This window comes from Paenibacillus macquariensis (assembly GCF_900156375.1).
In the GTDB taxonomy this organism is placed as follows: Bacteria; Bacillota; Bacilli; order Paenibacillales; family Paenibacillaceae; genus Paenibacillus_AQ; species Paenibacillus_AQ macquariensis.
Window position 1 is genome coordinate 158276 of the sequence record NZ_FTNK01000010.1, and the last position, 23033, is coordinate 181308.

Annotated in this window: 17 protein-coding genes; 5 read left to right on the forward strand and 12 right to left on the reverse strand. The window is 42.4% G+C overall.

The annotated features are described in order from the left end of the window. The first annotated feature begins 133 nt into the window (after window positions 1-133). Window positions 134-1888: a fibronectin type III domain-containing protein gene (locus BW961_RS18220; RefSeq protein ID WP_068579962.1), complete on the forward strand. Its 1755-nt coding sequence runs from the start codon at window positions 134-136 to the stop codon at window positions 1886-1888. 110 nt (window positions 1889-1998) lie between these two features. Here the strand turns inward: BW961_RS18220 and BW961_RS18225 are convergent, their stop codons facing one another. From BW961_RS18225 to udk, 7 genes are all read right to left on the reverse strand, one after another. After that, window positions 1999-2964, reverse strand: coding sequence for an ABC transporter ATP-binding protein (locus BW961_RS18225; protein ID WP_068579964.1), 966 nt, complete (start codon window positions 2962-2964; stop codon window positions 1999-2001). After that, window positions 2957-3940 (reverse strand): ABC transporter ATP-binding protein, encoded by a 984-nt coding sequence (locus BW961_RS18230; RefSeq protein WP_068579965.1) that lies wholly within the window; start codon window positions 3938-3940, stop codon window positions 2957-2959. The genes BW961_RS18225 and BW961_RS18230 overlap by 8 nt, the downstream gene beginning before the upstream one ends. Before the next feature lie 13 nt (window positions 3941-3953). Next, window positions 3954-4880, reverse strand: coding sequence for an oligopeptide ABC transporter permease (gene opp4C, locus BW961_RS18235; protein ID WP_068579966.1), 927 nt, complete (start codon window positions 4878-4880; stop codon window positions 3954-3956). Window positions 4881-4893: 13 nt separating this feature from the next. Further along, the gene (locus BW961_RS18240; protein ID WP_068579967.1) at window positions 4894-5850 is read right to left on the reverse strand and encodes an ABC transporter permease; all 957 of its coding nucleotides are present in this window, start codon (window positions 5848-5850) and stop codon (window positions 4894-4896) included. A gap of 54 nt (window positions 5851-5904) precedes the next feature. Beyond that, on the reverse strand, window positions 5905-7644 hold the full coding sequence (locus tag BW961_RS18245) for an ABC transporter substrate-binding protein (protein WP_068579969.1): 1740 nt from the start codon (window positions 7642-7644) through the stop codon (window positions 5905-5907). A gap of 274 nt (window positions 7645-7918) precedes the next feature. Next, the gene (locus BW961_RS18250; protein ID WP_068579970.1) at window positions 7919-8830 is read right to left on the reverse strand and encodes an ArsR/SmtB family transcription factor; all 912 of its coding nucleotides are present in this window, start codon (window positions 8828-8830) and stop codon (window positions 7919-7921) included. 318 nt (window positions 8831-9148) lie between these two features. Beyond that, entirely contained in the window at window positions 9149-9772 is a 624-nt protein-coding gene (gene udk, locus BW961_RS18255) for a uridine kinase (RefSeq protein ID WP_068579972.1), read from the reverse strand. Between the two features lie 378 nt (window positions 9773-10150). Here udk and BW961_RS18260 point away from each other — a divergent pair, with 378 nt between their 5' ends. The 3 genes from BW961_RS18260 (at window position 10151) to BW961_RS18270 (ending at window position 13061) form a co-directional block, all read left to right on the forward strand. Next, window positions 10151-10483 (forward strand): PadR family transcriptional regulator, encoded by a 333-nt coding sequence (locus BW961_RS18260; RefSeq protein ID WP_068579974.1) that lies wholly within the window; start codon window positions 10151-10153, stop codon window positions 10481-10483. After that, window positions 10480-11796: an FtsW/RodA/SpoVE family cell cycle protein gene (locus BW961_RS18265; RefSeq protein ID WP_068579976.1), complete on the forward strand. Its 1317-nt coding sequence runs from the start codon at window positions 10480-10482 to the stop codon at window positions 11794-11796. Before BW961_RS18260 ends, BW961_RS18265 begins: the two co-directional genes overlap by 4 nt. 170 nt (window positions 11797-11966) lie before the next feature. Continuing rightward, window positions 11967-13061, forward strand: a complete 1095-nt coding sequence (locus BW961_RS18270; RefSeq protein ID WP_068579978.1) for a threonine aldolase family protein — start codon at window positions 11967-11969, stop codon at window positions 13059-13061. Between the two features lie 361 nt (window positions 13062-13422). Here the strand turns inward: BW961_RS18270 and BW961_RS18280 are convergent, their stop codons facing one another. Beyond that, entirely contained in the window at window positions 13423-14742 is a 1320-nt protein-coding gene (locus BW961_RS18280) for a hypothetical protein (protein WP_068579982.1), read from the reverse strand. A 263-nt stretch (window positions 14743-15005) separates the two neighbouring features. On the opposite strand from BW961_RS18280, the gene BW961_RS18285 reads away from it, so the two are divergent. After that, window positions 15006-15830, forward strand: coding sequence for a protein-glutamine gamma-glutamyltransferase (locus BW961_RS18285; protein ID WP_068579984.1), 825 nt, complete (start codon window positions 15006-15008; stop codon window positions 15828-15830). Window positions 15831-15937: 107 nt separating this feature from the next. Here the strand turns inward: BW961_RS18285 and BW961_RS18290 are convergent, their stop codons facing one another. From BW961_RS18290 to BW961_RS18305, 4 genes are all read right to left on the reverse strand, one after another. Next, on the reverse strand, window positions 15938-16792 hold the full coding sequence (locus tag BW961_RS18290; protein WP_068579987.1) for an SDR family oxidoreductase: 855 nt from the start codon (window positions 16790-16792) through the stop codon (window positions 15938-15940). Window positions 16793-17001: 209 nt separating this feature from the next. Beyond that, the gene (locus BW961_RS18295; protein ID WP_068579989.1) at window positions 17002-18051 is read right to left on the reverse strand and encodes a hypothetical protein; all 1050 of its coding nucleotides are present in this window, start codon (window positions 18049-18051) and stop codon (window positions 17002-17004) included. A gap of 164 nt (window positions 18052-18215) precedes the next feature. Then, window positions 18216-21158: a DEAD/DEAH box helicase gene (locus tag BW961_RS18300; protein WP_068579991.1), complete on the reverse strand. Its 2943-nt coding sequence runs from the start codon at window positions 21156-21158 to the stop codon at window positions 18216-18218. Beyond that, window positions 21155-22804: an SWIM zinc finger family protein gene (locus BW961_RS18305; protein ID WP_068579992.1), complete on the reverse strand. Its 1650-nt coding sequence runs from the start codon at window positions 22802-22804 to the stop codon at window positions 21155-21157. The genes BW961_RS18300 and BW961_RS18305 overlap by 4 nt, the downstream gene beginning before the upstream one ends. Between the last annotated feature and the right edge of the window lie 229 nt (window positions 22805-23033).

Here is a 23033-nt window from a genome sequence, read left to right on the forward strand (position 1 = left end):
GTCTAGGGCACTGCCAGTTACTTGCTTAACTTCTACGCTTACATGATGTATTTCTTGTGAATGGGGAGGTGTATTTGCTATTGCCCACTTGGGCTTAAGAAACGGTAAGAACCAAATTGTAGGAGGCGATGATATGAGAAAAGTATTCATAGGAAGAGTAAAAGGATTCAGAAGAGCACTTCCGCTTATGATTATTTTAGTTGTATTTGTTGGACTGTTGCCGTCTATGGCTTTTGCTGCTGATCGGGGGGCTTGGGCACCTAATGTATCTTACGCTCTAAATGATACGGTTACGTATGCCGGAAATACGTACAAGGATATTCAACCGCATACGTCTCTGAGCGGTTGGGAACCGCCTGTTGTCCCTGCTCTTTGGCAGCTCGTTCCGGGTGGAGGCGGCGGTGATACCCAAGCACCTTCGGCTCCTACTAACCTACAAGCGACGGGCACGACAACATCTAGCGTAACACTGGCTTGGAATACTTCAACGGATAATGTCGGCGTAACGGGTTACGATGTATATCAGGGTTCCACATTACTTGGCAACGTTTCGGGTAGCACGCTCACATATACCAATACAGGACTCAGCGCAAATACAACGTATACGTATAAAATAAAAGCGAAAGATGCCGCAGGTAACGTGTCTGCATTCAGTAACCAAGTTAGTGCGACAACAGCTGTTGTCGTCGGTGGAGATACCCAAGCACCAACGGTTCCAACGAATGTGTCTGTCACGGAGACCACTTCATCGAGCGTTTCATTGTCTTGGACGGCATCCACAGATAATGTAGGTGTTACGGGGTATGACGTATACAAAGGCACAACGTTTGTACAAACGGTAACAGGGACAACGGCTACGGTAACAGGGCTTGCCGTCAGCACGGCATATTCTTTCTCAATCGTAGCTAAGGATGCTGCAGGTAATCTATCCGCTGCAAGTGCAGCAGTTAATGCAACAACGCAAGGTACAGGTGGAGGTGGTGGGAGCACGCTACCTAAACATACACTTACAGGATACTGGCATAATTTCACTAATGGCTCTACCGACTTGAAATTAAGCGACGTACCAAGCCAATATGATATTATCGTTCTGTCCTTTGCAGATATGGATACAGCGAAACCGGGTGGTGTTACCTTTAATGTAGATTCTAAACTATCTACTGCCCTTGGTGGGTATACGAATGCTAATTTGAATAGCGATATTCAGGCGAAGCGAGCACAAGGGAAGAAAGTTATTCTTTCCATAGGTGGAGCGGAAGGTAATATCAATCTAGGTAGTGCCTCACCGAATGTATCCAATTTTGTTACCAGTATGTCGGGTCTGATTACTCAGTACGGGCTGGATGGTATTGATATCGATCTGGAGAGTGGCATGAATGTGGCGAATCTAACAACTGCGGTTCGTCAGATTCAGCAACAATTTGGTTCGGGATTCATCCTAACCATGGCTCCGCAAACGATCGACATGCAATCTGCGAGTACGTCCTATATGCAGCTCTACAATAATCTGAAGGATATCACTACCGTTGTGAATATTCAGTATTACAATTCAGGTTGTATGTTAGGTCGCGATGGACAGTGTTATTCCCAAGGTACAATCAATTTCTTGACAGCACTTTCTGATCTGACATTACAGTGGATTGCACCTTCAAAATTGGGATTGGGTGTTCCTGCCGTAACTTCTGCAGCTGGAGGTGGGTATGTCACACCTAGTGTCGTGAACAATGCATTGAACTGCTTGGCAACGGGTAATGGTTGTGGAACTTACAAACCAGTAGCCAAATATCCGGATATTCGTGGTGCAATGACGTGGTCCATTAACTGGGATAAGACGAGCAATTATAATTTCGCCAATACCGTTAAGCCGTTCTTAGTAACGATGCCTTAACAATAAGTGAGGAATCCTCAGATCTCTCCGAATGACGGTAATCTTCGAACTTCATCCTGTCATTTGAATAATGAAAAAGGAGTTTACACGTGGGTGTAAACTCCTTTTTTCTATACTAAATGACAAGCAACATAATGCTGACTGCCTACTTCACGGAACTCTGGTATCTGTTCCTTACAAATGTCCACTGCATAAGGACACCGAGTGTGAAATTTACAGCCAGATGGTGGATTAGCAGGACTCGGAATATCACCCTTAAGGACAATCCGATCTCTCTTAAACTTCGGAATTGGAACGGGTACAGCTGACAGAAGGGCCTTAGTATAAGGATGAAGCGGGTTACGAAATAGCTCATCTCTGGAGGCTGTCTCTACCATAGAACCTAAATACATCACACCAATTCTGGAGCACAAATGCTCCACAACACTTAGATCATGGGATATGAATAAATAGGCTAACCCTCGTGTCTCTTGTAACTTGCTAAACAAGTTAATGATTTGTGCTTGAATGGAAACATCTAGTGCTGATACAGGTTCGTCAGCAATAATGAGCTCGGGATTAAGAACGAGCGCACGAGCTATACCAATCCGTTGACGTTGTCCGCCCGAGAATTCGTGTGGGAATCGATCAATATGGTACGAGGACAAGCCACACGAGACAAGAGCGTCCAATACCCGATCACGAACTTCTCCCTTTGACGCGAATCCGTGGTCCAATAAAGCCTCACCGATAGCATCGCCGACACGAACTCTCGGGTTAAGCGAGCTATAAGGATCCTGAAAGATCAATTGCATTTTGGGCCGGATTGCACGAAGTTCAGAGGGACTAAGAGAGTGAATATCTAATCCTTTAAACTTAATTTCTCCAGCGGTTTTATCCGTAAGACGTAGAATGGTACGGCCTACGGTACTCTTACCGCTACCGGATTCACCAACCAGACCAAAGGTTTCGCCAGGCTGAAGCGTAATACTGATATCATCTACTGCTTTAACATGACCTACGGTACGGTTGAGCAAACCTTTGGTGATTGGGAAATATTTCTTCAAATGACTGACTTCTAGTAAAGGTTCAGACATGAGAAACCGCCTCCTCATAGAGCCAGCAAGCAACCTTTTGTTGATTGCCAACTTCTTGTAACTGCGGCTGTTTCGTCTGACAAATCGACATACAGTGCTCACAGCGATCATGGAAATAGCAAGATTCTTGTAAATCAAGCGGATTGGGCACCTGACCAGGGATCGAATATAATTCTTCTAATCGTTGATTAATAATAGGTTTAGATTTCAGAAGCCCCTTCGTGTAGGGATGTTTAGGTCGTTCGAATAGTTCGACAACTTCACCCTCTTCAACGATTTTGCCAGAATACATTACGATTACGTAATCAGCCATTTCAGCCACGACACCAAGATCATGTGTAATGAGCAAAGTGGACATATTAGAATCTGTTTTAATTTCACGTAGCATATCTAGTATTTGAGCTTGTATCGTCACATCAAGTGCTGTGGTAGGTTCATCTGCAATCAATAGCTTAGGATTACAGGAGATTGCGATTGCAATCATAATCCGTTGTAGCATGCCTCCACTGAGTTCGTGCGGATAAGAATCAGCAATTTGCTCCGGACGGGAAATGCCCACTTGTTCTATTAATTCTATAGCTCGTGCACGGGCTATCTTCTTATTCATCTTCAGATGGATAATCAGTGGCTCCATTATTTGCTCACCAATCTTCATGACTGGATTCAGCGAGGACATCGGTTCTTGAAAAATCATGGCGATTTCATTTCCACGAATACTTCGTAAACTATGTTTATCCAACTTCAGCAAATCTTCGCCAACGAAATCGATCTTACCGGAGATAACCTTACCTCCGGGTTCCTCTACCAGTCCCATAATAGACATTGCGGTAACACTTTTACCACAGCCTGATTCCCCTACAATGCATACGGTCTGTCCAAGAGGTACACGAAAACTAACATCATCAACGGCTTTGACAGCACCTTCTTCGGTATAAAAGTACGTACTGAGGTGATCTATCTGAATTGAATTGTCCATGGGCTGTATTCACCTACCTCTTCTGTTTAGGATCGAGTACATCTCTAAGTCCGTCGCCGAATATGTTAATGGCTATAACCGTAGCAAATATTGAGAATCCTGGTGGAATCCACAGCCATGGACGCTCTTGGAAATCGATCATATTGTTAGCAGCATCAATCATATTTCCCCATGTTGGGGTTGGAGGCATTACGCCGAGACCAAAGAAGCTAAGGACAGATTCACTAAGAATCGACCCCCCGATGTTGAGGGTCGCAATTACGATTAATAAGGGCACGATATTCGGTAATAAATGATTGAATAACTTGCGCCGGTCACGTAAACCAAGGACTACAGCGGCCTGCATGAATTCACGTTCACGAAGACTAAGCATCTGTCCTCGTACCATTCGAGCGAGTCCCGGCCAACCCACGAAGCTTAACATCAGCATAACGATGTACATGCGATAATCCGTTGGGATTTTCCATTCGGATAACAATGCACCGAATATGAATAGGAGCGGAAGACTCGGAATAGTTAACAGCAAATCTGCAATACGCATAATAATCTGATCGACAATGCCACGATAATATCCAGCTAGTGCACCAAGCAAAGAACCGATAAATACCGAGAGCATCATCGATGCTAGACCTACAGTCAGAGAGATTCGTCCAGCCTGTAACACGCGCGTCAACACATCTCTACCTAGTGCATCTGTACCAAGCCAATGCTTTAAATGAGGTGCTTTATTCATCATAGCCATGTTGATTTTGTTATCTGTGTACGGAGAGAATAAGGGTCCGATGAAGCAAGCCACAAACATAAAGATCACGACGACAAAGCCAGATACAGCTAACTTATTTTTGCTTAATTTACGTATCGATTGTTTGAACAATGAAGATTTCACAGGTGAATCCTTGGTTCTCTTAACGTTCACTAATTTATTTGGGGTCGTTATCATAACTCAAGCCTCCTCACTGTAATCGGACACGCGGATCGGCGACATGGTACAAAATGTCCGATATAAGCGTTCCGAGGACGGTTAGAATAGCAATAAACATCGTAAATCCCATGAGCAAGGGATAATCCCTCAATCCGAAAGATTGCATATAGAGCTGTCCGATTCCCGGCCAATTAAATATTTTCTCAATAATAAGTGATCCTCCAAAGAGTGCTGGAAGTTCGAATCCAACGAGTGTGATAGCTGGCAGAAGCGCGTTGCGAAGCGCATGTGTAAATAACACTTTACGCTCTGTAAGGCCTTTCGCTCGAGCAGTACGTATATAATCTTGTTTAATGACGTCGATCATGTTACTGCGGAAATAACGGGTTAATGACCCTACACCAAGTAGCGTCATGACAATGACAGGAAGCGTCATATGATGGATGACTTCCTTCAAATAAGCAATACCTGTAGCGTTACTTCCGGTCGTAAGCATGCCACCTGGAGGTAACCATTTCAAATCAACAGCCAGAATTTTAATAAGAAATAAGCCGATAAAGAAAGATGGAATAGACATCGCTGCGAAGATAGCCACCATAACGAGTGTATCGAACCAAGAATATTGCTTATACGCAGAAATAACCCCTACGATAACTGCAATGACCCATGTCAGAAACGTGGATACGACAGCTAGCAAAAAGGAATTCCATATATACTCGTTAAATAGCTGAAGAACCGGTTTTTGTTGTGCTAGAGAAAATCCGAAATCACCACGAAATGCATTAGACATCCATATTCCATAACGTTCGAGTAGAGGTTTATTTAAGCCATAGATATCTCTAAGCTCAGCTTTACGTTCTGGTGATAATTTAATATTCCCGCTAATGAAGTCTCCGGGTGTCAGTGCATATAGGCAAAATATGAGTAATGAAGCAGCAAATAAAATAACGAACATATAGATCAACCTTTTCGATAAATAAGTGCTCATGATCGACTCCTTATGTTGGCAGCCCCTGCCATCAAGACAAGGGCTACCTATTTTCTACTTCAGGGACCAATTAGGTAGACTGCCTGCAAGACCAATGAAAGGACTCACAGTAACATTCTCAATTCGGCCATTGTATGCATAAACGGTTTTCTTATAACTTGTAAAAATGACAGGCAGCTCATCATTTAGAAGTTGGTATAGTTCGGTGTATATTTTTTTGCGTTCTTCGATATCTGTTGTAGCGAGTCCTTTGTCATATAACTCTTTGAATTTCGGATTGTCATAGCCTTTAATTTCTCCATTTAGGAATTGTAGGAGACCATCCGATGGATCAGTCAGCATTGGTGTAGAGAAGGATACGAGGTCGTAATCTCCACCTTCAACTTTGGACACTAGGGAGTTAAAGTCTGCGAACACTTCAGGTTCGAACTTTATGCCCAGTGCTTCGAAATTTTCCTTCGCTACAGCGATAAATATATCTGTATTCTTACTCTTGGAACCTAGGAAGTGAATGGACAATGGTTTACCATCTTTCTCACGAATGCCACCAGCTCCAACGGTCCAACCTGCTCCATCAAGCAATTCCTTCGCTTTCTCGGGATCATAGTTGTATGGATTAATGCCTTCTTCCGTATAGGACCATGATATCGGTGAAGCTGGGATATTTGCCACAGAACCTGCCCCTTGGCTAGCATCAACATAAATACTTTTGCGATCAAGACCATATGTAATCGCTTGTCTTACCGCTTTATCTTTAAGCTGTTCATGCTCTAAGTTCGCTTGTAAATAACCGTACGAACTTGGTGTATAAGGAATAACGTTTAGGTAGCCTAATCCTTTTAGCTTGTCGATGTTTTCTTGTGTTGCACTAAAGGAAGCGTAGTCCACTTCTCCAGTCTCAACGAACTGCCACACGTCACCTTCCGTCGTTTTATATATGAAATGTTCAGTCGCGGGTTTTCCTTTGTAATAATATTCATTGGCTACGAATCGAACTTCTTGACCAGGAATGAACTTCTCTAACGTGTAAGGACCGTTACCTACTGGTTTCTCATGAAGTTTCTTGATGTAATCTAACTGACCGAATTTATAATCCTTACCATAATAGGCTTTAGATAACACATTCGAACCAAGTGTTACTAAGGCTGTGGCATTAGGCTTCTCTAACGTAACGGAAATCGTCTTCGGATCAGTGACTTTTATGCCTGTAATGGTTGTAGCTGTACCCGCTTTATACGCTGCACCGCCTACAACATTTAGAGTAAGCACTTGGGAATCTCCGTCATACGCCTTATCGTGAAGAATCGTCCATGTAAAGGCTACATCATCTGCCGTTAGTGGTGATCCATCGCTGAATTTCAAGTCACTCTTTAGGTGGAAGGTGTAGGTGAGCGCATCGTCAGATATATCCCAACTTTCTGCAAGTTCAGGAACAGGGAGTCCCTTATCATCTACATTTATAAGGGATGCGTATAGTAAGGAGGATACATTTCCGTCATATCCACTTTGTTGGAAATAAGGAGTGAATGCGCCACTTGGATCCGTTAATCCAACAATGATGGTATCTGTACGTTTTTGTGCGACAGCAGGAAGCTTGGATAAGTCAGTCGCTGTGAAAGGTTCTGTAAGCCCAACAACAGTACTAGCAGGAGTCTCCTGAGTTGTAGTCGCCGGTACTGTTGTTGATTTCGTATTGCTAGCAGAATTACTACTGCTATTGTTATTCGAGCAAGCTGACACCAACAATGAACTAGCAATCAGTAATGACGTTAATAAAAAAATACCTCTTTTCATGATTTCATCCCCATATCCCTATAAATTTTATGTACATCTTTAAATAATAATTCCGATCCGTTAAGTGTGATTAACGCTCGATAAGGTATATTATAGAAACTAAATTAAGTTCTGTAAATAGAGAACTGTTAAATATTTCTCTACGAAGAGAAGCTTGTGAAATTTTAACGAAAAAAAGAAGCCTAATCACGCTTTGAAGTGTACCCCTTGTAAAGGGAAATTTACTTCTTGCAGTGAGAGGACTTAGTCTTTCAATCAATGTATATGTATGTGGTTATGGTTGCAAAAAATCGAGTATTTGGTTATTCATATGACGAATTCCTTCAAGTCGTAGACTATAATCAGTTACATTCTCCCCTTCGATATAAGCATGGAGTAAACCTGAACTGCGAAGGTTAAATATATGATCATGAACAATACCCTTGGATAACCCTGCACTTTTTACGATTTCTGTAAAGGTTTTACGTTCACCGTGTAGAGATTGCAATATCTTTAATCTACTTTTTTCCCCTAAACTTCTGATCGTCCGATACATATATGCCGATATATCATTCTCTTCTCCAAGTGATATCCTGGATGCATACTGGCATAACGTCAATTTCCCATAAGAGTAGATAATATTAGCAGGTTGGAAATGATACTGGGGCACAAGTACCACGGTTTCTAAGCCTTCTACAGGAACGAAATAAAAACCATTTGTTGTTGTATTCACAACTTCTGAGGTATTCTGACTTTGCGCTAATTCAAGCTTTTTATCATCGGAGTGTTGTTGTAAAGCTTCCAAGATGGTGGGACTACATCGACTGAAATACTGAAGATTCCATTCAGATAGCAGATACATGATCTGGTTGCGGTAATCGTTCATATTACTCGGAAAGGTATTAACATATTCAGAAAGAGCTTCATAGATTTGGCCTATGGATAGTCCGTCAATCCATTTAAGAACGCTTACTACACTTTCCTTATGTGGACATAAATGAATGAGCAAATACATTGCTTTCCAATCATTGTTTAATTCTGTAGCCTCTAAGCGAGAGGTAAGTTCCGCTGATAACTGACTTTCTGTTTCTTTAGCCCATGAGGAACCTAATTCGGTTTTTTTATAGGATTTCTTGCAAATAAAAGAATGTAGGCTATTCATCAACTCGTGAATTGGATGAAATTGTATGTCCACATGGTATGTCATCGCACACCTCCTGATATGTATTCTCTTATAATCCGTTACAGCGTTAATGTCTTAATCTTATGGTATAGGATAGGAAATGTGCAAGTTCTACTGTAATCATTCACATTACAGTCATTTTGGGTAAGTTCAGTCTGGCGTATGTAACCGTGTGAAAATAATAAAAAAGACTGTCGAGTGTGTTCTCGACAGCCTGTAACTGCGGTAGATCAACGGATCTACCTATTTCATTGTAAATATGGGAGTTCTCGCTACGATATAGCATCTTGGGGCCGGTGGAATCCGCTCGAACCTGAGAAATATGTTGCCATGAAATGTGACCTATACTCGGTCGCCCGTTAAGTATTTCTCAGTCAGAATAGACAACATTTGAATGCCAACTTCATTATGTCCACCTTGGGGGATGATCAAGTCTGCATATTTCTTAGATGGCTCGATGAACGCTTCGTGCATCGGCTTAACCGTATTCAAATATTGATTGTGGATCGATCGTATCGTACGACCGCGTTCTTCGATATCTCGAAGCACTCGACGAAGGATACGAACGTCAGGATCTGTATCGACGAATACCTTGATATCGATCATGTTTCGGAGGTTCTCATCAGATAGTAGATGAAGCCCTTCGAGAATGAAGATATTGTTAGGCTTAAGCTCTACCGTTTCGGTTACGGAACGAGCATGAACCGTGAAGTCATATACTGGAGCGTGTGCGGTTTGGCCACTTTTCACACAACTAAGGTGCTTAATGAGCAGTTCATTGTCGAAAGCGAGCGGATGATCGTAATTAATCGATTCGCGTTCAGCCATGCTGAGATGTGAATGGTCCTTATAATAGTTATCTTGAGATATAAAAGTTATTTTATCTGATCCAAGACGTTCAATGACGGAGCGAGCTACCGTAGTCTTTCCGGAGCCGGTGCCGCCTGCGATACCGATAATTAGCATGGCGATTCAATAAACCTCCCTTAATGATTGCCGTTGCGCAATTCCAATATTGTAGCACAGCGTTAACAAATTTTCACCTCGGTAAGGCACGATCTAACAATTAACGCAATAACGTGACAAAATAATGTACAGAACTTTTATGAGATAAAGGTAATATGGAATACTTGACCAGTTTTTATGCAATCTATATCGATTTTTAGAGTTTTTCTATGAGGTTTGCTGTACATGGGACTGTGGCTGTATAAGTCCATTGCTTTTAATTAGAATAAATTGTTAATTGATCCACAGTGGACAATCCACTGCACTTACGTTATTCTATACCTAGAATACATATGCATAGTGATCCAAGGTATGGAGTGGCGGGAGGAGTTCATAAGAATGAGTGTTCCAAAAGAAATGCTGAAAGGTAGTACAGGCACCTTAGTGCTTACGCTACTAGCGCGTCAAGATCTATATGGCTATGAGTTAATTAAGGAATTAGAACGTTGTTCTGATGGCGTATTTGTACTTAAAGAAGGAACGTTATACCCGATTCTACACGCGATGGAGACAGAAAATTGGGTAGAGGCTTATTGGTCTCAAGTTGAAGGCCGCAAACGTAAATATTATCGTCTTACCGAGACGGGCAGAGGACAGTTAAGTAAGAAGAAGGCAGAGTGGGCATTATTCCGAAATGCTGTCGATAACGTGATCGGGGAGGGAACCCTATGATTCGCAAACATGAAGCGATTCGAGCATACCTCAATGACGTATGCTCCCGAGTCCGTTCACAAGCAGCCCATCGGGATATTCGGCATGAGTTGGAGAATCACCTAGAAGAGCTTGTGTTGGAACGAGAAGAAGATGGAATGGAACGAGATGAAGCCGTACTTTGGGCTATTCGCCAGATGGGAAGTCCTACAGAAGTGGGAGATGGACTGCATTCAGTACATCGTCCAAGGATGCATTGGGGATTGTTAGTGGGTGTCTTGATGTTTGTGATATTAGGGATTATTGCGATGTTTGCGGTAGGACAAGCCATGATAGGAGGCAGTGGTTGGCAGTATGCTAATTCAAAATTAGTGGCCATATGTTTGGGTATGGTACTCATGGGTTTCTTCTATTTTTTTAATTACCTGAAGATAAGATCTGTTTCCTTTGCTTTATACGCTGTCATTATCGTAGGCATGATATTAACCGAACTGTTAGGGATTACTGTGAACGGAAGCAGTTATTGGCGGTTTTACTTCATCTCCATTGACTGGTTTGGTAGTAGCCCCTATTTGTTGATGGTTGCAGCACCGGGCATGATCATGAATTGGAAGAATCATAAGTGGTTCTGGTTGCTAACGACCACTACCTTGTTAGTTGTCCCCGCGGTTCTATTTCTATCTTTTTCAACGTTGAGTAATTTGATGCTATATTTAGCGGGTTACCTTCTACTTCTCTTGTTCATGACAAGAAATTGGTGGGTAATAGGGATACATGGCATAGGGATGGGACTATTAATGTTTCTAGGTATAATAAAAAAGGATTATCCAATGGAAGCTTTATTTGCATTTTTAAATCCCGAGAGGGACCCTCAAGGGTCAGGCTATTTGTATCGTGTAGCGGAAGAGAGTATTCGCTCGGCAGGTTGGTGGGGTCATGGGATATCGGAAGAAATAACGAGGGCAATTCCAAAAATTCCGACCGATAATATTGCTGTCTTTCTAATTTCTAGTTTTGGTTGGGCATTTGGGATTGTTATTTTACTTAGCTTAGTGTATTTTGTTGGGCGGCTTCTTCAGTCGAATCGAGCTGTAAGGGAGCCTTATGGTAGAGCGCTTGGAATGGGGTTGGCAGGAATGATTAGCTTCCAGCTGGGATATAGTTTGTTGATGTCACTTGGGCTTGTCCCTATGGTGGGAATGCCATTTCCATTCCTGAGTTTCGGAGGTAGTCATCTTATGATTGAAATGGCTGTGATGGGTATGGTATTAGGCATTTATCGAAGAAAAGACATGGTGGGAAGTCGTGGGGATTTGAATGCTCAAAGACTATAGATTTCCTTGATCATCATATGTAGATGGCGGTGAACTTACACCACTTATTGCTCCGCCAATTCCAAGCCGACCACCTGAGGTCGGCTTTTTTAGGATAGTGTCGCCAGCTCAAGTAGAAAAGGATATACTTTTTATATAAAGGGTTGATACGAAAAGGAGTTGTATTTAGGATGAACACGAAGTCTTTAGTAGAAGCATTTAATGACACAGCTTATAAACTTGGAGGCAATGGCAAACGAAACATTCAAGTATTAATAGAAGCTTTAGCAAATATTGATGGAAATCTTGCAAGTGATATCTATGGTAGGGGTAAATTAATCGAAGATTTCCAAGATCAAATGGCGGATTATTTAGGGAAGGAAACCGCGGTATTTTTCCCCAGTGGAACGATGGCACAACAGATTGCTTTAAGAATATGGTGTGATCGTAAGGGAGTGAAGCGCGTCGCCTACCATCCTTTATGCCATTTGGAGATCCATGAACAAGATGGTCTGAAAGAATTGCATCACATCGAACCCACCTTACTCGCGGACAAGAACAGGTTAATTAATCTTGAAGATGTTCAGAACATGCCAAAGGATATCGCTTGTTTATTACTTGAATTACCTCAACGTGAGATTGGTGGTCAATTACCGGATTACGCTGAACTTGAAGCGATTTCTGCTTATTGCCGTGAACAAGGGATCAAGTTGCATCTGGATGGAGCGAGACTTTTTGAAATTCTACCCTTTTATCAAAAGACTGCAGCGGAAATTTGTGCACTCTTTGATAGTGTTTATGTATCCTTTTACAAGGGGATTGGTGGGATTGCAGGAGCGATCCTCGTAGGGGACAAGGATTTCACGGAAGAATCCAAGGTATGGAAAAGACGTCACGGCGGAGATCTAATTAGTCTGTATCCTTATATCATTAGTTCTGAGTATTATTTCAAGCAACGCGTGAATAAGATGGGACAGTATTATGAAGAAGCGAAGGAATTAGCAACGTTATATAACAAGTGCCATGGTGTTAAAACAATACCAGCAGAGCCGGTATCTAATATGTTTCATGTTCATTTTGAGATGCCTAAGGACCAACTTGAACCTATATTGACCCGTATTTATGAGACAACAGGTGTAGGGTTAGTTCCATATTTGAATAACACTAGCGAATCAACCTGTTATAGCGAAGTGAGTATTGGAGATCTGTATGCGGAAGTGCCTAAAGATAAGGTGAAGAACGCATTTGAACGGTTGGACGAAGAGTTGAGAGTGGGCTTGGGTTAGAATAAGTCGATGTCTTGGAGTTCTCTATAGGGAACAGACTTAGATCAACGGCCAACAATAAAATGACAACTGATAGATTATTAATACGGGTGGCCTCCACCATGTAATAGAGATGGAGTTGCACCATTTATTGCAGGAGGGGTGACTCCCATCGTTTCTATACAAAAGGAGTTAACCAAAGAGGATAACTCCTTTTATATTTTTAATTATGTACTAATTAATATTAATGTCTCTAACTATCAAATGACTCTAAGAGAACAAAGGCTACGTAGTGAACCTCGGCAGAAAGTATTGTCAAATCAGGATTATATTGATGTACTACAGGTTTAATGTTACCTGAACAGTTCCATATGAGAATATCTTAGCCTGTATTACTTACTGAAGAAGTATTGTTTATTTCTTTGAAGGTTTGACTAGCCAATGCAAGCTTCAATAAACTCGCGCTTGTGGGGTTAAGGTGTTCCTTTCCTAATTTGAAGTGATTCTCTAGTTCCCTAATATCTATCTCTTCCATAATATCAGCCTCATGATTACGATAAAAATTGTTCATAGAGAATTGCTTATCATTAATAAGCAATAAGAAAGATAACTCATGTCTTAAACTTACGAGATCAATGGTTGTGCCCAAAAACTCCATTTTTGCCTGACCCTCTTTCAGCCATGAACGCACACTAACAACCTTTTCATGCTTATAAATATTATCAACAGGATTTCCCTTATCATTATGTTCAAACTCAACTTCTCCAAATATTTCCTCAACCATTTCTCTGTATAAAGCTAGTTCTACATCGAAATTCTTTTGTGTGTTTATTTCATTAATTTCTTTTTCATAAAATTCAAATCCTCCTGAAGGTACAAACTGATAATAACCTGGTCTGACCGCAACATCTTCCGATCGTTTAATAACCAATGCACGGTATTCATTATCTTCGGTGATAAATATTACTAACATTTGAACGCCTAATAAGGAATACCTCCCTTTACCAGTTATTAAAACCTCCTCCTCGAGCTGATCGTTATGTATGTTATTCCTTAATTTCAATTGCTTAATCATTTGATCTTTTGAACAGCTTAAAAATTCATTTTTATATTTTTTATAGACAAGATATAATTCATATTCCAAAACGTGACTTGTCGCAACATTAAGTTTATATGTAGCTATTTTGGCTTTAAACCCACTGATTTGACCAGATTCATTAAGGTTTAAAGATTCTAAAACAAATCCAGCTAAATTTGGTCTTCTGATTGTTTTTCCCATTAGTTTGTAATACTTTTTACTAATACCTCTTAGTATCATATTTTCTGTAATTTCAGGACTCTCCAGTTCACCCAAATCCTTATAGGGATAGGACAAATTTTCACTTGCATAATAGACAGTAGATGCATAGGAAACACCAAAGAGATCGATAATATTTTGTTCACCGTATATTTTTCTTAGTACACTCATTTGCCACGATTGAAATTCTACAGAGGCCAACTCAGTATAATACTTTCTTCGTTCGACATCAGTCCTGGAATAAAATAACTTAGTCAAATAGGTAGTAAGAAGTTTCAAGAGATTGTGACCTGATATTTTGTCTATTATCTCATTTAGTCCTACAATCATCGCAACTGTAAGTAGAAATCCCCCTAAATAGGGTATAGATATCAACCAATTCCAAACATTTCCTAAATAATTCATATGAGTCTCCCTTAAATCGACATTATTTTATCTAACTCTAGCAATTCAGAGTAATTATATCAAATGAAATGTCTTGTTTATGAAAATATCTGCAAACACTTCGAGAGTAATAATAAGTAGATAAGGAGTGGCGCTTGCAATTTCTAACCACACGAACTAAATCTCAGATGGTCTTTCCTTATAAAGGGCCAATTTGCTGTGCACAAACATTCCACCCGACACGTACAATAACCTATATTCAATACTGCATAGGAGGAAGTACGATGATCATGATCACGGGTGTGGATGTAGAGCAGATTAATACGTTACAACTAACGGATATCGAACGAGATATTGTGAATCAGAAGAAAAAAAGCGAAATTGTCTATCGATATGTATCGCTTGAGGCTTTAGAATTTGAGTTGAAAATGAGATCGGCAATTATAAATGCAGGCAAAGCTTTAAAAGCTAGTGATGCAACCTTTGCCGTCTTCAAAAACTCACGATGCAATGAACAATTATGGACGCGAACAGACAGTGGAGGTTTCAGATTAATTAGTGGTATGCGACCTTCGATTGGGATTAATGATATTTTTAAAAATGGGCAATTATATTCTTTTGAATGTGCAACTGCCATGATTATTACCTTGTATAAAGCAACTCTGACAGTATTGAAAAAGGATATATTTGATGTGTATTTTCAAGATTTGTACTTAAGAGATTGGAATTATGACAGTGACTTACAGTTGAAAATAATAGAACATAACAATGAAGTGTTCCCTGGAGATATTGTGTATTTCAAAAACCCTGATCATAATCCAGCAACCCCAGAGTGGCAAGGTGAGAATGCCGTCTTTTTGGGGAATGGCTTATATTATGGGCATGGAATGGGGATAAAACCAGCGGAGGGTAGCATTGCATCTCTGAATAGAAGGAGAATTCCAGGAAGTACAACATCTGCATATCTTACAGATGAAGTTGTTCATCCGGACTTTGAATATCTACGGAACCTATCAACAAGTCGGCATCTGCTACCAGGAAATCATCATACGGAAGACACCATTGTTGCTAGGATCGGAGCGCATATGTATACCCTTTACAGCAATTGATGGGTTTTCATAAGAGTTAGGGTATCCACAGCACTATAACTAGCAAAAAGGAGACCCTTTAAGGTCTCCAATTATAGCTCTTCCTAGGTTGAATCTTACGGACAGGGCTATTTGCCCTTTCGTGTTTTCTCAGCAAGGGCGTCCCACTGCTCTTCCGTAATGTTAAGTAGATCATTAAATTCTCCTGCACCTTGAAGCCACTCTCCTCCGTCGATAGTAACGACTTCTCCATTGATATAGCCGGCATAATCTGAGATCAAGTAAGCTGCCAAATGGGCGAGTTCTTCTTTATTTCCTACGCGGCGAGAGGGAATACGACGGAGCATCTGTTCTTCTATCTCAGGTGTTGGCATGAGGCGAGACGTTGCGCCTTCTGTGGGGAAAGGGCCCGGAGCAATGGCAACTTGTCGTATCCCGTATCTCGCCCATTCCACCGCAAGGGAGCGAGTTAACGCTAATACGCCAGCCTTAGCCGCAGCAGAGGGTACAACAAAGGCTGAACCGGTGGAAGCATAGGTGGTTACGATATTCAGCATCGTACCCTGATGGCCTTGATTGATCCACCTTTTTCCGACTTCCAACGTGGTGTACATGGTTCCATGAAGTACAATATTTAACACGGTATCTACCGCTCGAGGGGAGAGGCGCTCGGTTGGACTTATGAAATTGCCTGCAGCATTATTGACCAACACATCAATTCGCCCGAATCGTTGCTCCACGGCTTCTACAAGGGCATGAATTTGGACAGGATCACGAACGTCGGTGGCTTGGTAGAATACTTCTCCCCCATGAATGCTTAACTCTTCAGCTGCTGTTCTTAATGTCTCTTCACGTCGACTAGCAATGGCTAGCTTTGCCCCAAGTTCGAGGAATTGTTCTCCCATGGCTCGTCCCAATCCAGTAGCTCCACCTGTGATGAGGACGACTTTGTCTTTCAATAAATCTTTGGCAAAAGGTCCCATGATTCATTCTCCTTTGAAACCCAAGTTTCCCACTTCAATAGATTATGCTGGTGTGATAGTTATGATGTTAGAAAAGATCGGATGGATTCGAATGAAGCGTACATTGACTATGCTGATTGTTGAAATATTAGGGCGGGTGTCCATCACATAAGTTAAAACAGGCTACCGTTGGTTGATAGCCTATTAATTGTGGAACCATTTTGATTATTTCATTCTTTTAAATCTGTCACTTCCTTGGATTCCTTCAATTCGGTCAATTCCTTATCCTTGCCGCCAAACTTAAGACCGAGCTGGCCGTTATGTCCGCCTACATGACCACCAATCCCTAAGTCCACCCCTTGGCCCCCGCCTAACTGGCCCTTGGCATGAGCACCGAGACCGTTCTCGCCTCCGAGCTTCGCACCAGTATTAAACCCGGCTCCTTGGCTGATGCCTAGGTGAACGTTGGCATGAGCACCGAGACCGTTCTCACCCCCGAGTTGTGCACCGGACTTAAATCCGGCTCCCTGACTGATACCTAGGTGACTGTTGGCATGCGCGTTAAGACCATGCTCGCCCCCAAATTGCGCTACCGTACTGAACCCAGTTTCTTGGCCGCCACCAATCTGACCTTTGGCATGGGCACCGAGACCGTACTCACCGCCGAGTTGTGCTCCGGTATTAAACCCAAGCCCTTGACCGGCGCCAATCTGACCATTAGCCTGAGCACCGAGTCCGTATTTACCGCCAAGTTGTGCTTCAGTATTAAACCCAACCCCTTGGCTGAGACCGAGATGACCGTCGGCTTGCGCATTTAGTACATGCTTACCACCGACCTGTCCACCGGTATTAAACTGGAGTCCTTGGCTGGTGTTGAGGTCGGCTCCGCCATGTGCGTTAATGCCATATTGTTCTCCAAGGTGAGCAGTTGCATGAGTACCGACACTATTGTAGGCTACATGTCCGTCAGCGTTGAAGCCCACACCATGTTTGCCTCCTAATTCTCCTCCAGTATCAAGGACAAGGCCTTTTCCATGTTCTATAGACCCGTTGATATAACCATTCACACTCTGTTTTCTTCCAAGTTCGTTGTCAGCTTGATGAGAGTGAAGCTCAGGTCGGGAAGAGGAAAGATGGTAGTAATGAGAGTAAGGGTAAGGTTGATCAGAACGGAAAGGATAGGAAGAGTAGTATGAATCAGCGGGTTGCTGGGAATCGGGGTTATAAGTATAAATGGGATTTCGATCTTGGCTGTTCGGATATTCACTTCCATTGGACATAGGGTAAACCTCCAATATAGATTAGATGATATAGCCTATTCATACAGGAATTGAAATGATACCCATTTCACGAGGGTGATGAATATTGTCATATAACAAAAAGGACACCGAGGGTGTCCTTTAAGGTGATTACAAGTCATTTACGCGTATGCTTAACACTGGGTTCAACCGGTCCAATCGCGTCGTAGCGAGAAGAGATCTTGTAGTTCATCGGTCGATAGTTCGGTAATCCATCCTTCAGTGCTTGAGATGACATTATCGCTAAGTTGTTGTTTATTCGTAAGCATCTCATCAATACGTTCTTCCAATGTGCCTAGAGAGATGAACTTGTGCACTTGTACATCTTTGGTCTGACCGATACGGTAGGCCCGGTCCGTTGCCTGATTCTCAACGGCAGGATTCCACCAGCGATCGAAGTGGAAGACATGGTTGGCGGCTGTAAGATTAAGCCCTACGCCTCCTGCTTTGATCGAAAGAATGAACACAGAAGGTTGCTCTTCAGGTGGTAATGTCTGAGATTGGAACTGATCAATCATGCGATCACGAGCAGACTTAGATGTACTCCCATTTAAGTACAGTACAGGCTCTTGAAGTTCTTGCTGTAGAACCTGCTGTAGCATGTGCCCCATGCCAATATACTGCGTAAAGATAAGACAACGTTCTCCCTCTTCTCGTAGTTCTTTCACCATCGCGAGAAGACGTTCAAGCTTAGCTGACCGGCTGATCAAGGTTTCGGTCTCAAGTGTCCCATCCTTACCATTAGAGACCTCTGGAATCGGTTCTTTCGTCAAGAGCATCGGATGGTCACAGAGTTGTTTAAGATGTGTAAGAGCGGCCAGAATAGCTCCTTTTCGTTCAATACCTTCTAGCTTCTGCATACGTTCCATGAGATGGGTAACGGTATGATCATAAAGTGCACCCTGCTCTGTCGTGAGATGAATATATGTCTTCATCTCATTCTTGTCAGGTAGATCGAGTTGGATGGCCGGATCTTTCTTCTTGCGACGAAGCATAAATGGCTTCACTAACTGCTGTAAATCCTTCGTTCGCTGTTCATTGTGATCCTTCTCGATCGCATTGATGAACCGATTATTGAAGGCGCGCGAACTACCAAGATATCCTGGGTTGATGAAGTCGTAGAGAGACCAGAGCTCTGATAGTCGATTCTCGATAGGCGTTCCGGTAAGCGCAATACGATGCTTCGCAGGGAAGCTACGAACGGCAGTGGATTGTTTGGTCTGGGCATTCTTAATGTTCTGCGCTTCGTCTAAACAAATGGATGCCCATGTGAACTCTTTAAGCATGTCCTGATCCAGCGTTGCAGTAGCATAGGATGTAAGAATGACATCTGCTTGTATCGCCTCAGCAAGAAACTCCTCACTGCTATAACGTTTGGTTCCATAATGGAGCATAACCCGTAATGAAGGTGCAAAGCGGGTAATCTCTTTCTGCCAATTGCCTAGAACCGATGTTGGACAGATGAGGAGAGATGGGAACCTGTCATTCGATTCTACCGTGTTTACTTTAAGATGTAGTAAATAGGCGATGAACTGGACCGTTTTACCGAGCCCCATGTCATCCGCCAGACAGGCACCTAGTCCAAACTGCCTTAAGAAGGCAAGCCAAGCATATCCATCTTGTTGATAAGAACGTAAGTTGGCTTGTAGACCCTCGGGCACGGCAAGTGTTGGCCAATCTGTCTGTTGTCTAAGCTGATTCATAATGGTCATTAGATGTTCATTAAGCTCAACTTCCAGTTGGATTCGTGCTGAAGTCTCAGGTTGTTCGGATGTCGGACGATCAGAATCACTCCCGTTCCCCAGTAAATGTAGCTGGAGTATATCTTGAAAGGTGAGCCCTTGCATATTATCAACACCTGCCATAGCTTGACGAATTTGCGCCAACAAGGCCGGATCAAGTGGGATCCAATGTCCTCGGAATCGCACTAATCGTTCATTGCGAGCGACTAATTCTGCAAATTCAAGCTCTGTGAGTTGGGTCTCCCCTATGGCAATACGCCAATCGAAGTTGACTAGCGAGTCAAGTCCGAATAAGGAGCCACCTGAGCTGCCTTCACTGGAGCGAACTTTAGCTCGTAGTTTGGGTTTCTTCCTGCTTGCAGCTTCCCACCAAGCAGGAAGAAGGACTTGCCATCCGGATTCAAGCAGACGATGACTGTCTGTCGTTAAGAATTCCCAAGCCGTTGCATCGGTCAGTGGCTTCTTCAGTACATCTTCACCGCTAAGAACTAATCGGTCATTAGGAAGACCTGCACGCAAACGTTCAAGCCAACTAGCAGAGCGTTCGTGTACATGACTCGACCATATATCAGGCCACACACCAGATACTTGACCATCATCGGCAAGACGAACAGGCGCTAGAACCGCTGGATCTAACTTGTCTTGCAGAACGAGTTGAAGACGCCAAGTGGGTTCATTATCATCAGGTTCCAGCAATTGGAGAAGAGGTCGGAATGGAGCCGTATCTGCTTTCCAACCCATGGCAATCAACCAGGTCTGTTCATCTAAACCAGGAGCAGTCGTGCCGCCGCTCGTAAAGAGCAAGGGGTATTCTCTACGTAAATCGGAAGCGGTCATCTCCGTTGCATAGTAGCGTTGGAACACGGTACTTGAGAAGGCTGCACGTAACCCATCCGCTACATCCGTATCGATGCCTAACTGCTCTATAAGCGCTAGTTCTTGTGGCGTAAAGGTCTCTTGATCCCAGCTCCACGCTAGTTTACCTGACTGGAAGGCAGCATAGCTTGGGATATATTTCTTCTCTTCTATAGAAGCAGCTAATATAGGCGTTAGTTCAATCCACTGTACCGCATCCTCGCCCCATGTCCACTCGATATGCTTAAGAAGCTTTTGTTCTGCAAAGAAGGGAATAACTTGCTCGGACGGCAGAACGACAAGTTCGATATCTTGAATGGTCTGAGTCTCGAGTTCAGTACCATAGAAGGAATCTTCATGCCATGCGAACAAGCGGTGCTTCAAGTATTGTCCGGATACGTAATTATAGGTATTGGTGGATCCATAGATAAGGGCATCTCCATAAGCGCTTAAGCTGATGTGGAGCGTGATGGTCTCTGTATATTGGCTCATGGAATTAGCTTTCCTTTCCGAAGCTCCTCTTGGAGTGCGCGCAGTCGGCTATAACGGTTGCTAAATACGGTTATGAACTGTTCAAAGCGTGCTTCTTGCTTCAGTTTTTTATATAGCTTGGATAGACGCTTCAGTAATTTTACGGCTTGTTTATAGCTGTCTCTATTTTTCTGTACAATATATCTTTCGACAGCCTGATGATAAAAGGGTAACATCAACTCTGGAGCATTTTTCTCAATGGGTTGGAATACACCAACACGATAATCTAGCGGTTCCCTACCTCTACTTAACTGATAATCCATCCACTGTTGCCACTTGTTATGTGCGAGTAATTTCTCTTCATAAATTTTCTCAGTATAAGGTAGCATGCGGACAAGTGTTGCCCACATGGATACTTCGGCTTCAGGGAGATGTTGAAGGCTCTCCTCCCAGTACATCCAATAATCATGCAAGTTATTGTTCCGATGGCTACTAAGTAATGGGCCAATTTCGTATAACCAAGGGCTCATTCGAGACCATTGTCCCGTACTCTGTAGAATCTTTAAAAAAGGAAGCACATGATCGGCATGTACAATGAACGCAGCATCGGCAGCGTGTAACATGGCCCATGCCTGCTGATCTTCCGATAGATAGAAGTGCATCCAGCTCTGAGCTAACATCCATGACAGTCGTGACAATGAAGCGCCAAGTTCATCTTTTGCTGATTGTAAATATTGCAATTCCGTCTTGTATATCTCGGTATCTGTAAGATTGGGTCGAACCCAATGTAGCCAAATTTGGATATAGACATCTAAGAAATAATTGAGATTCTGCGGTTCTCTCAACATATGTGTACGCAATTGGGCTAAAGTCTCTGTAACATGTGGTAAACGTTCTGGCTCAGCCTTCAGAGGAAGTTCTTTTGTTAGGCTGAGAATCATCAATTCTTGGATATCGTCAGCAGCGATTTGTGTCTGAAAACCCATATAGAAATTGGTCTGATGCCCTTGTTGTAATGGCTTTACCAGTTTTGTGAGCACAAATAGGTGCGCATGAAATCCAAACAGCTGCTCCATCACTGGGGAAAGCTGAGGTTTTATCGTAAATATAGATGCTAAAGCACTTTGAGCATATGGAGCATTGGGGATCTTCATACCTAATGGAGCGATACATTCCTCAAATAGGTCATACCACTCCGATATGGTTAACGTGGTCAGTTGACTTGCTTGCGCTTTTAACTTGGCAGAAGCTTCAGCCTTTTGTATATCTGCGTTCTGAACCGCCAAGCGACTCGAAGCGGCGTGTGGTGAAGGTTTCACTACTTGCTTGAACGTAGCTGCAGAGCTAGCATTCACGAGTGCATGAACGGACCGCTCTTGTAAGTTGGCATATTCAAGTAACGTAGCAATCATATGCTTACAGTTAGATGGAACAGGGCAATTGCAATGATTGTCAGAAAAGGATTCTAGATTGAGTCTTACGGAGTAGTACTCATTTCCTTCAACGACAGCCTCAATACGCCCATCTGCAGGCATCGTTAACTGATGGACAAACCCTTGTTTGAAATATTGGAATCCACGTTTTATCGTCAGATCATTGAAATGTTGTGCGACATTCTGGATAAGCATATGCCATTGCATATCATCCATAGTATAGGTTGGTTTCATTATTGATAAGTCTCCTGAGAGAGTATAGTATAGATTTAATTCTAATCTATCATAGCATTTTATACGAAATAAATAAGATAGAAGGTAAAAACATATCTATGTAATTCCAGTCCGACAAGTTGATATATAGTAAAATAATGGATTTTAAATAAAGGTTGTTTATTGACCACCGTATAAATTACATATATAATTTAAAAATGCTAATATATGGATTTTCGTTGATAATTGT

Excerpts from the sequence above, each read along its gene's own strand:
- BW961_RS18300 (WP_068579991.1), bottom strand. The coding sequence starts at position 21,158 with ATGAGCCAATATACAGAGACCATCACGCTCCACATCAGCTTAAGCGCT.
- opp4C (WP_068579966.1), bottom strand. The coding sequence starts at position 4,880 with ATGATAACGACCCCAAATAAATTAGTGAACGTTAAGAGAACCAAGGAT.
- BW961_RS18245 (WP_068579969.1), bottom strand. The coding sequence starts at position 7,644 with ATGAAAAGAGGTATTTTTTTATTAACGTCATTACTGATTGCTAGTTCA.
- BW961_RS18225 (WP_068579964.1), bottom strand. The coding sequence starts at position 2,964 with ATGTCTGAACCTTTACTAGAAGTCAGTCATTTGAAGAAATATTTCCCA.
- BW961_RS18295 (WP_068579989.1), bottom strand. The coding sequence starts at position 18,051 with ATGTCCAATGGAAGTGAATATCCGAACAGCCAAGATCGAAATCCCATT.
- BW961_RS18260 (WP_068579974.1), top strand. The coding sequence starts at position 10,151 with ATGAGTGTTCCAAAAGAAATGCTGAAAGGTAGTACAGGCACCTTAGTG.
- BW961_RS18285 (WP_068579984.1), top strand. The coding sequence starts at position 15,006 with ATGATCATGATCACGGGTGTGGATGTAGAGCAGATTAATACGTTACAA.
- BW961_RS18265 (WP_068579976.1), top strand. The coding sequence starts at position 10,480 with ATGATTCGCAAACATGAAGCGATTCGAGCATACCTCAATGACGTATGC.
- BW961_RS18220 (WP_068579962.1), top strand. The coding sequence starts at position 134 with ATGAGAAAAGTATTCATAGGAAGAGTAAAAGGATTCAGAAGAGCACTT.
- BW961_RS18230 (WP_068579965.1), bottom strand. The coding sequence starts at position 3,940 with ATGGACAATTCAATTCAGATAGATCACCTCAGTACGTACTTTTATACC.
- BW961_RS18270 (WP_068579978.1), top strand. The coding sequence starts at position 11,967 with ATGAACACGAAGTCTTTAGTAGAAGCATTTAATGACACAGCTTATAAA.
- BW961_RS18250 (WP_068579970.1), bottom strand. The coding sequence starts at position 8,830 with ATGACATACCATGTGGACATACAATTTCATCCAATTCACGAGTTGATG.
- BW961_RS18305 (WP_068579992.1), bottom strand. The coding sequence starts at position 22,804 with ATGAAACCAACCTATACTATGGATGATATGCAATGGCATATGCTTATC.
- udk (WP_068579972.1), bottom strand. The coding sequence starts at position 9,772 with ATGCTAATTATCGGTATCGCAGGCGGCACCGGCTCCGGAAAGACTACG.
- BW961_RS18240 (WP_068579967.1), bottom strand. The coding sequence starts at position 5,850 with ATGAGCACTTATTTATCGAAAAGGTTGATCTATATGTTCGTTATTTTA.
- BW961_RS18290 (WP_068579987.1), bottom strand. The coding sequence starts at position 16,792 with ATGGGACCTTTTGCCAAAGATTTATTGAAAGACAAAGTCGTCCTCATC.
- BW961_RS18280 (WP_068579982.1), bottom strand. The coding sequence starts at position 14,742 with ATGAATTATTTAGGAAATGTTTGGAATTGGTTGATATCTATACCCTAT.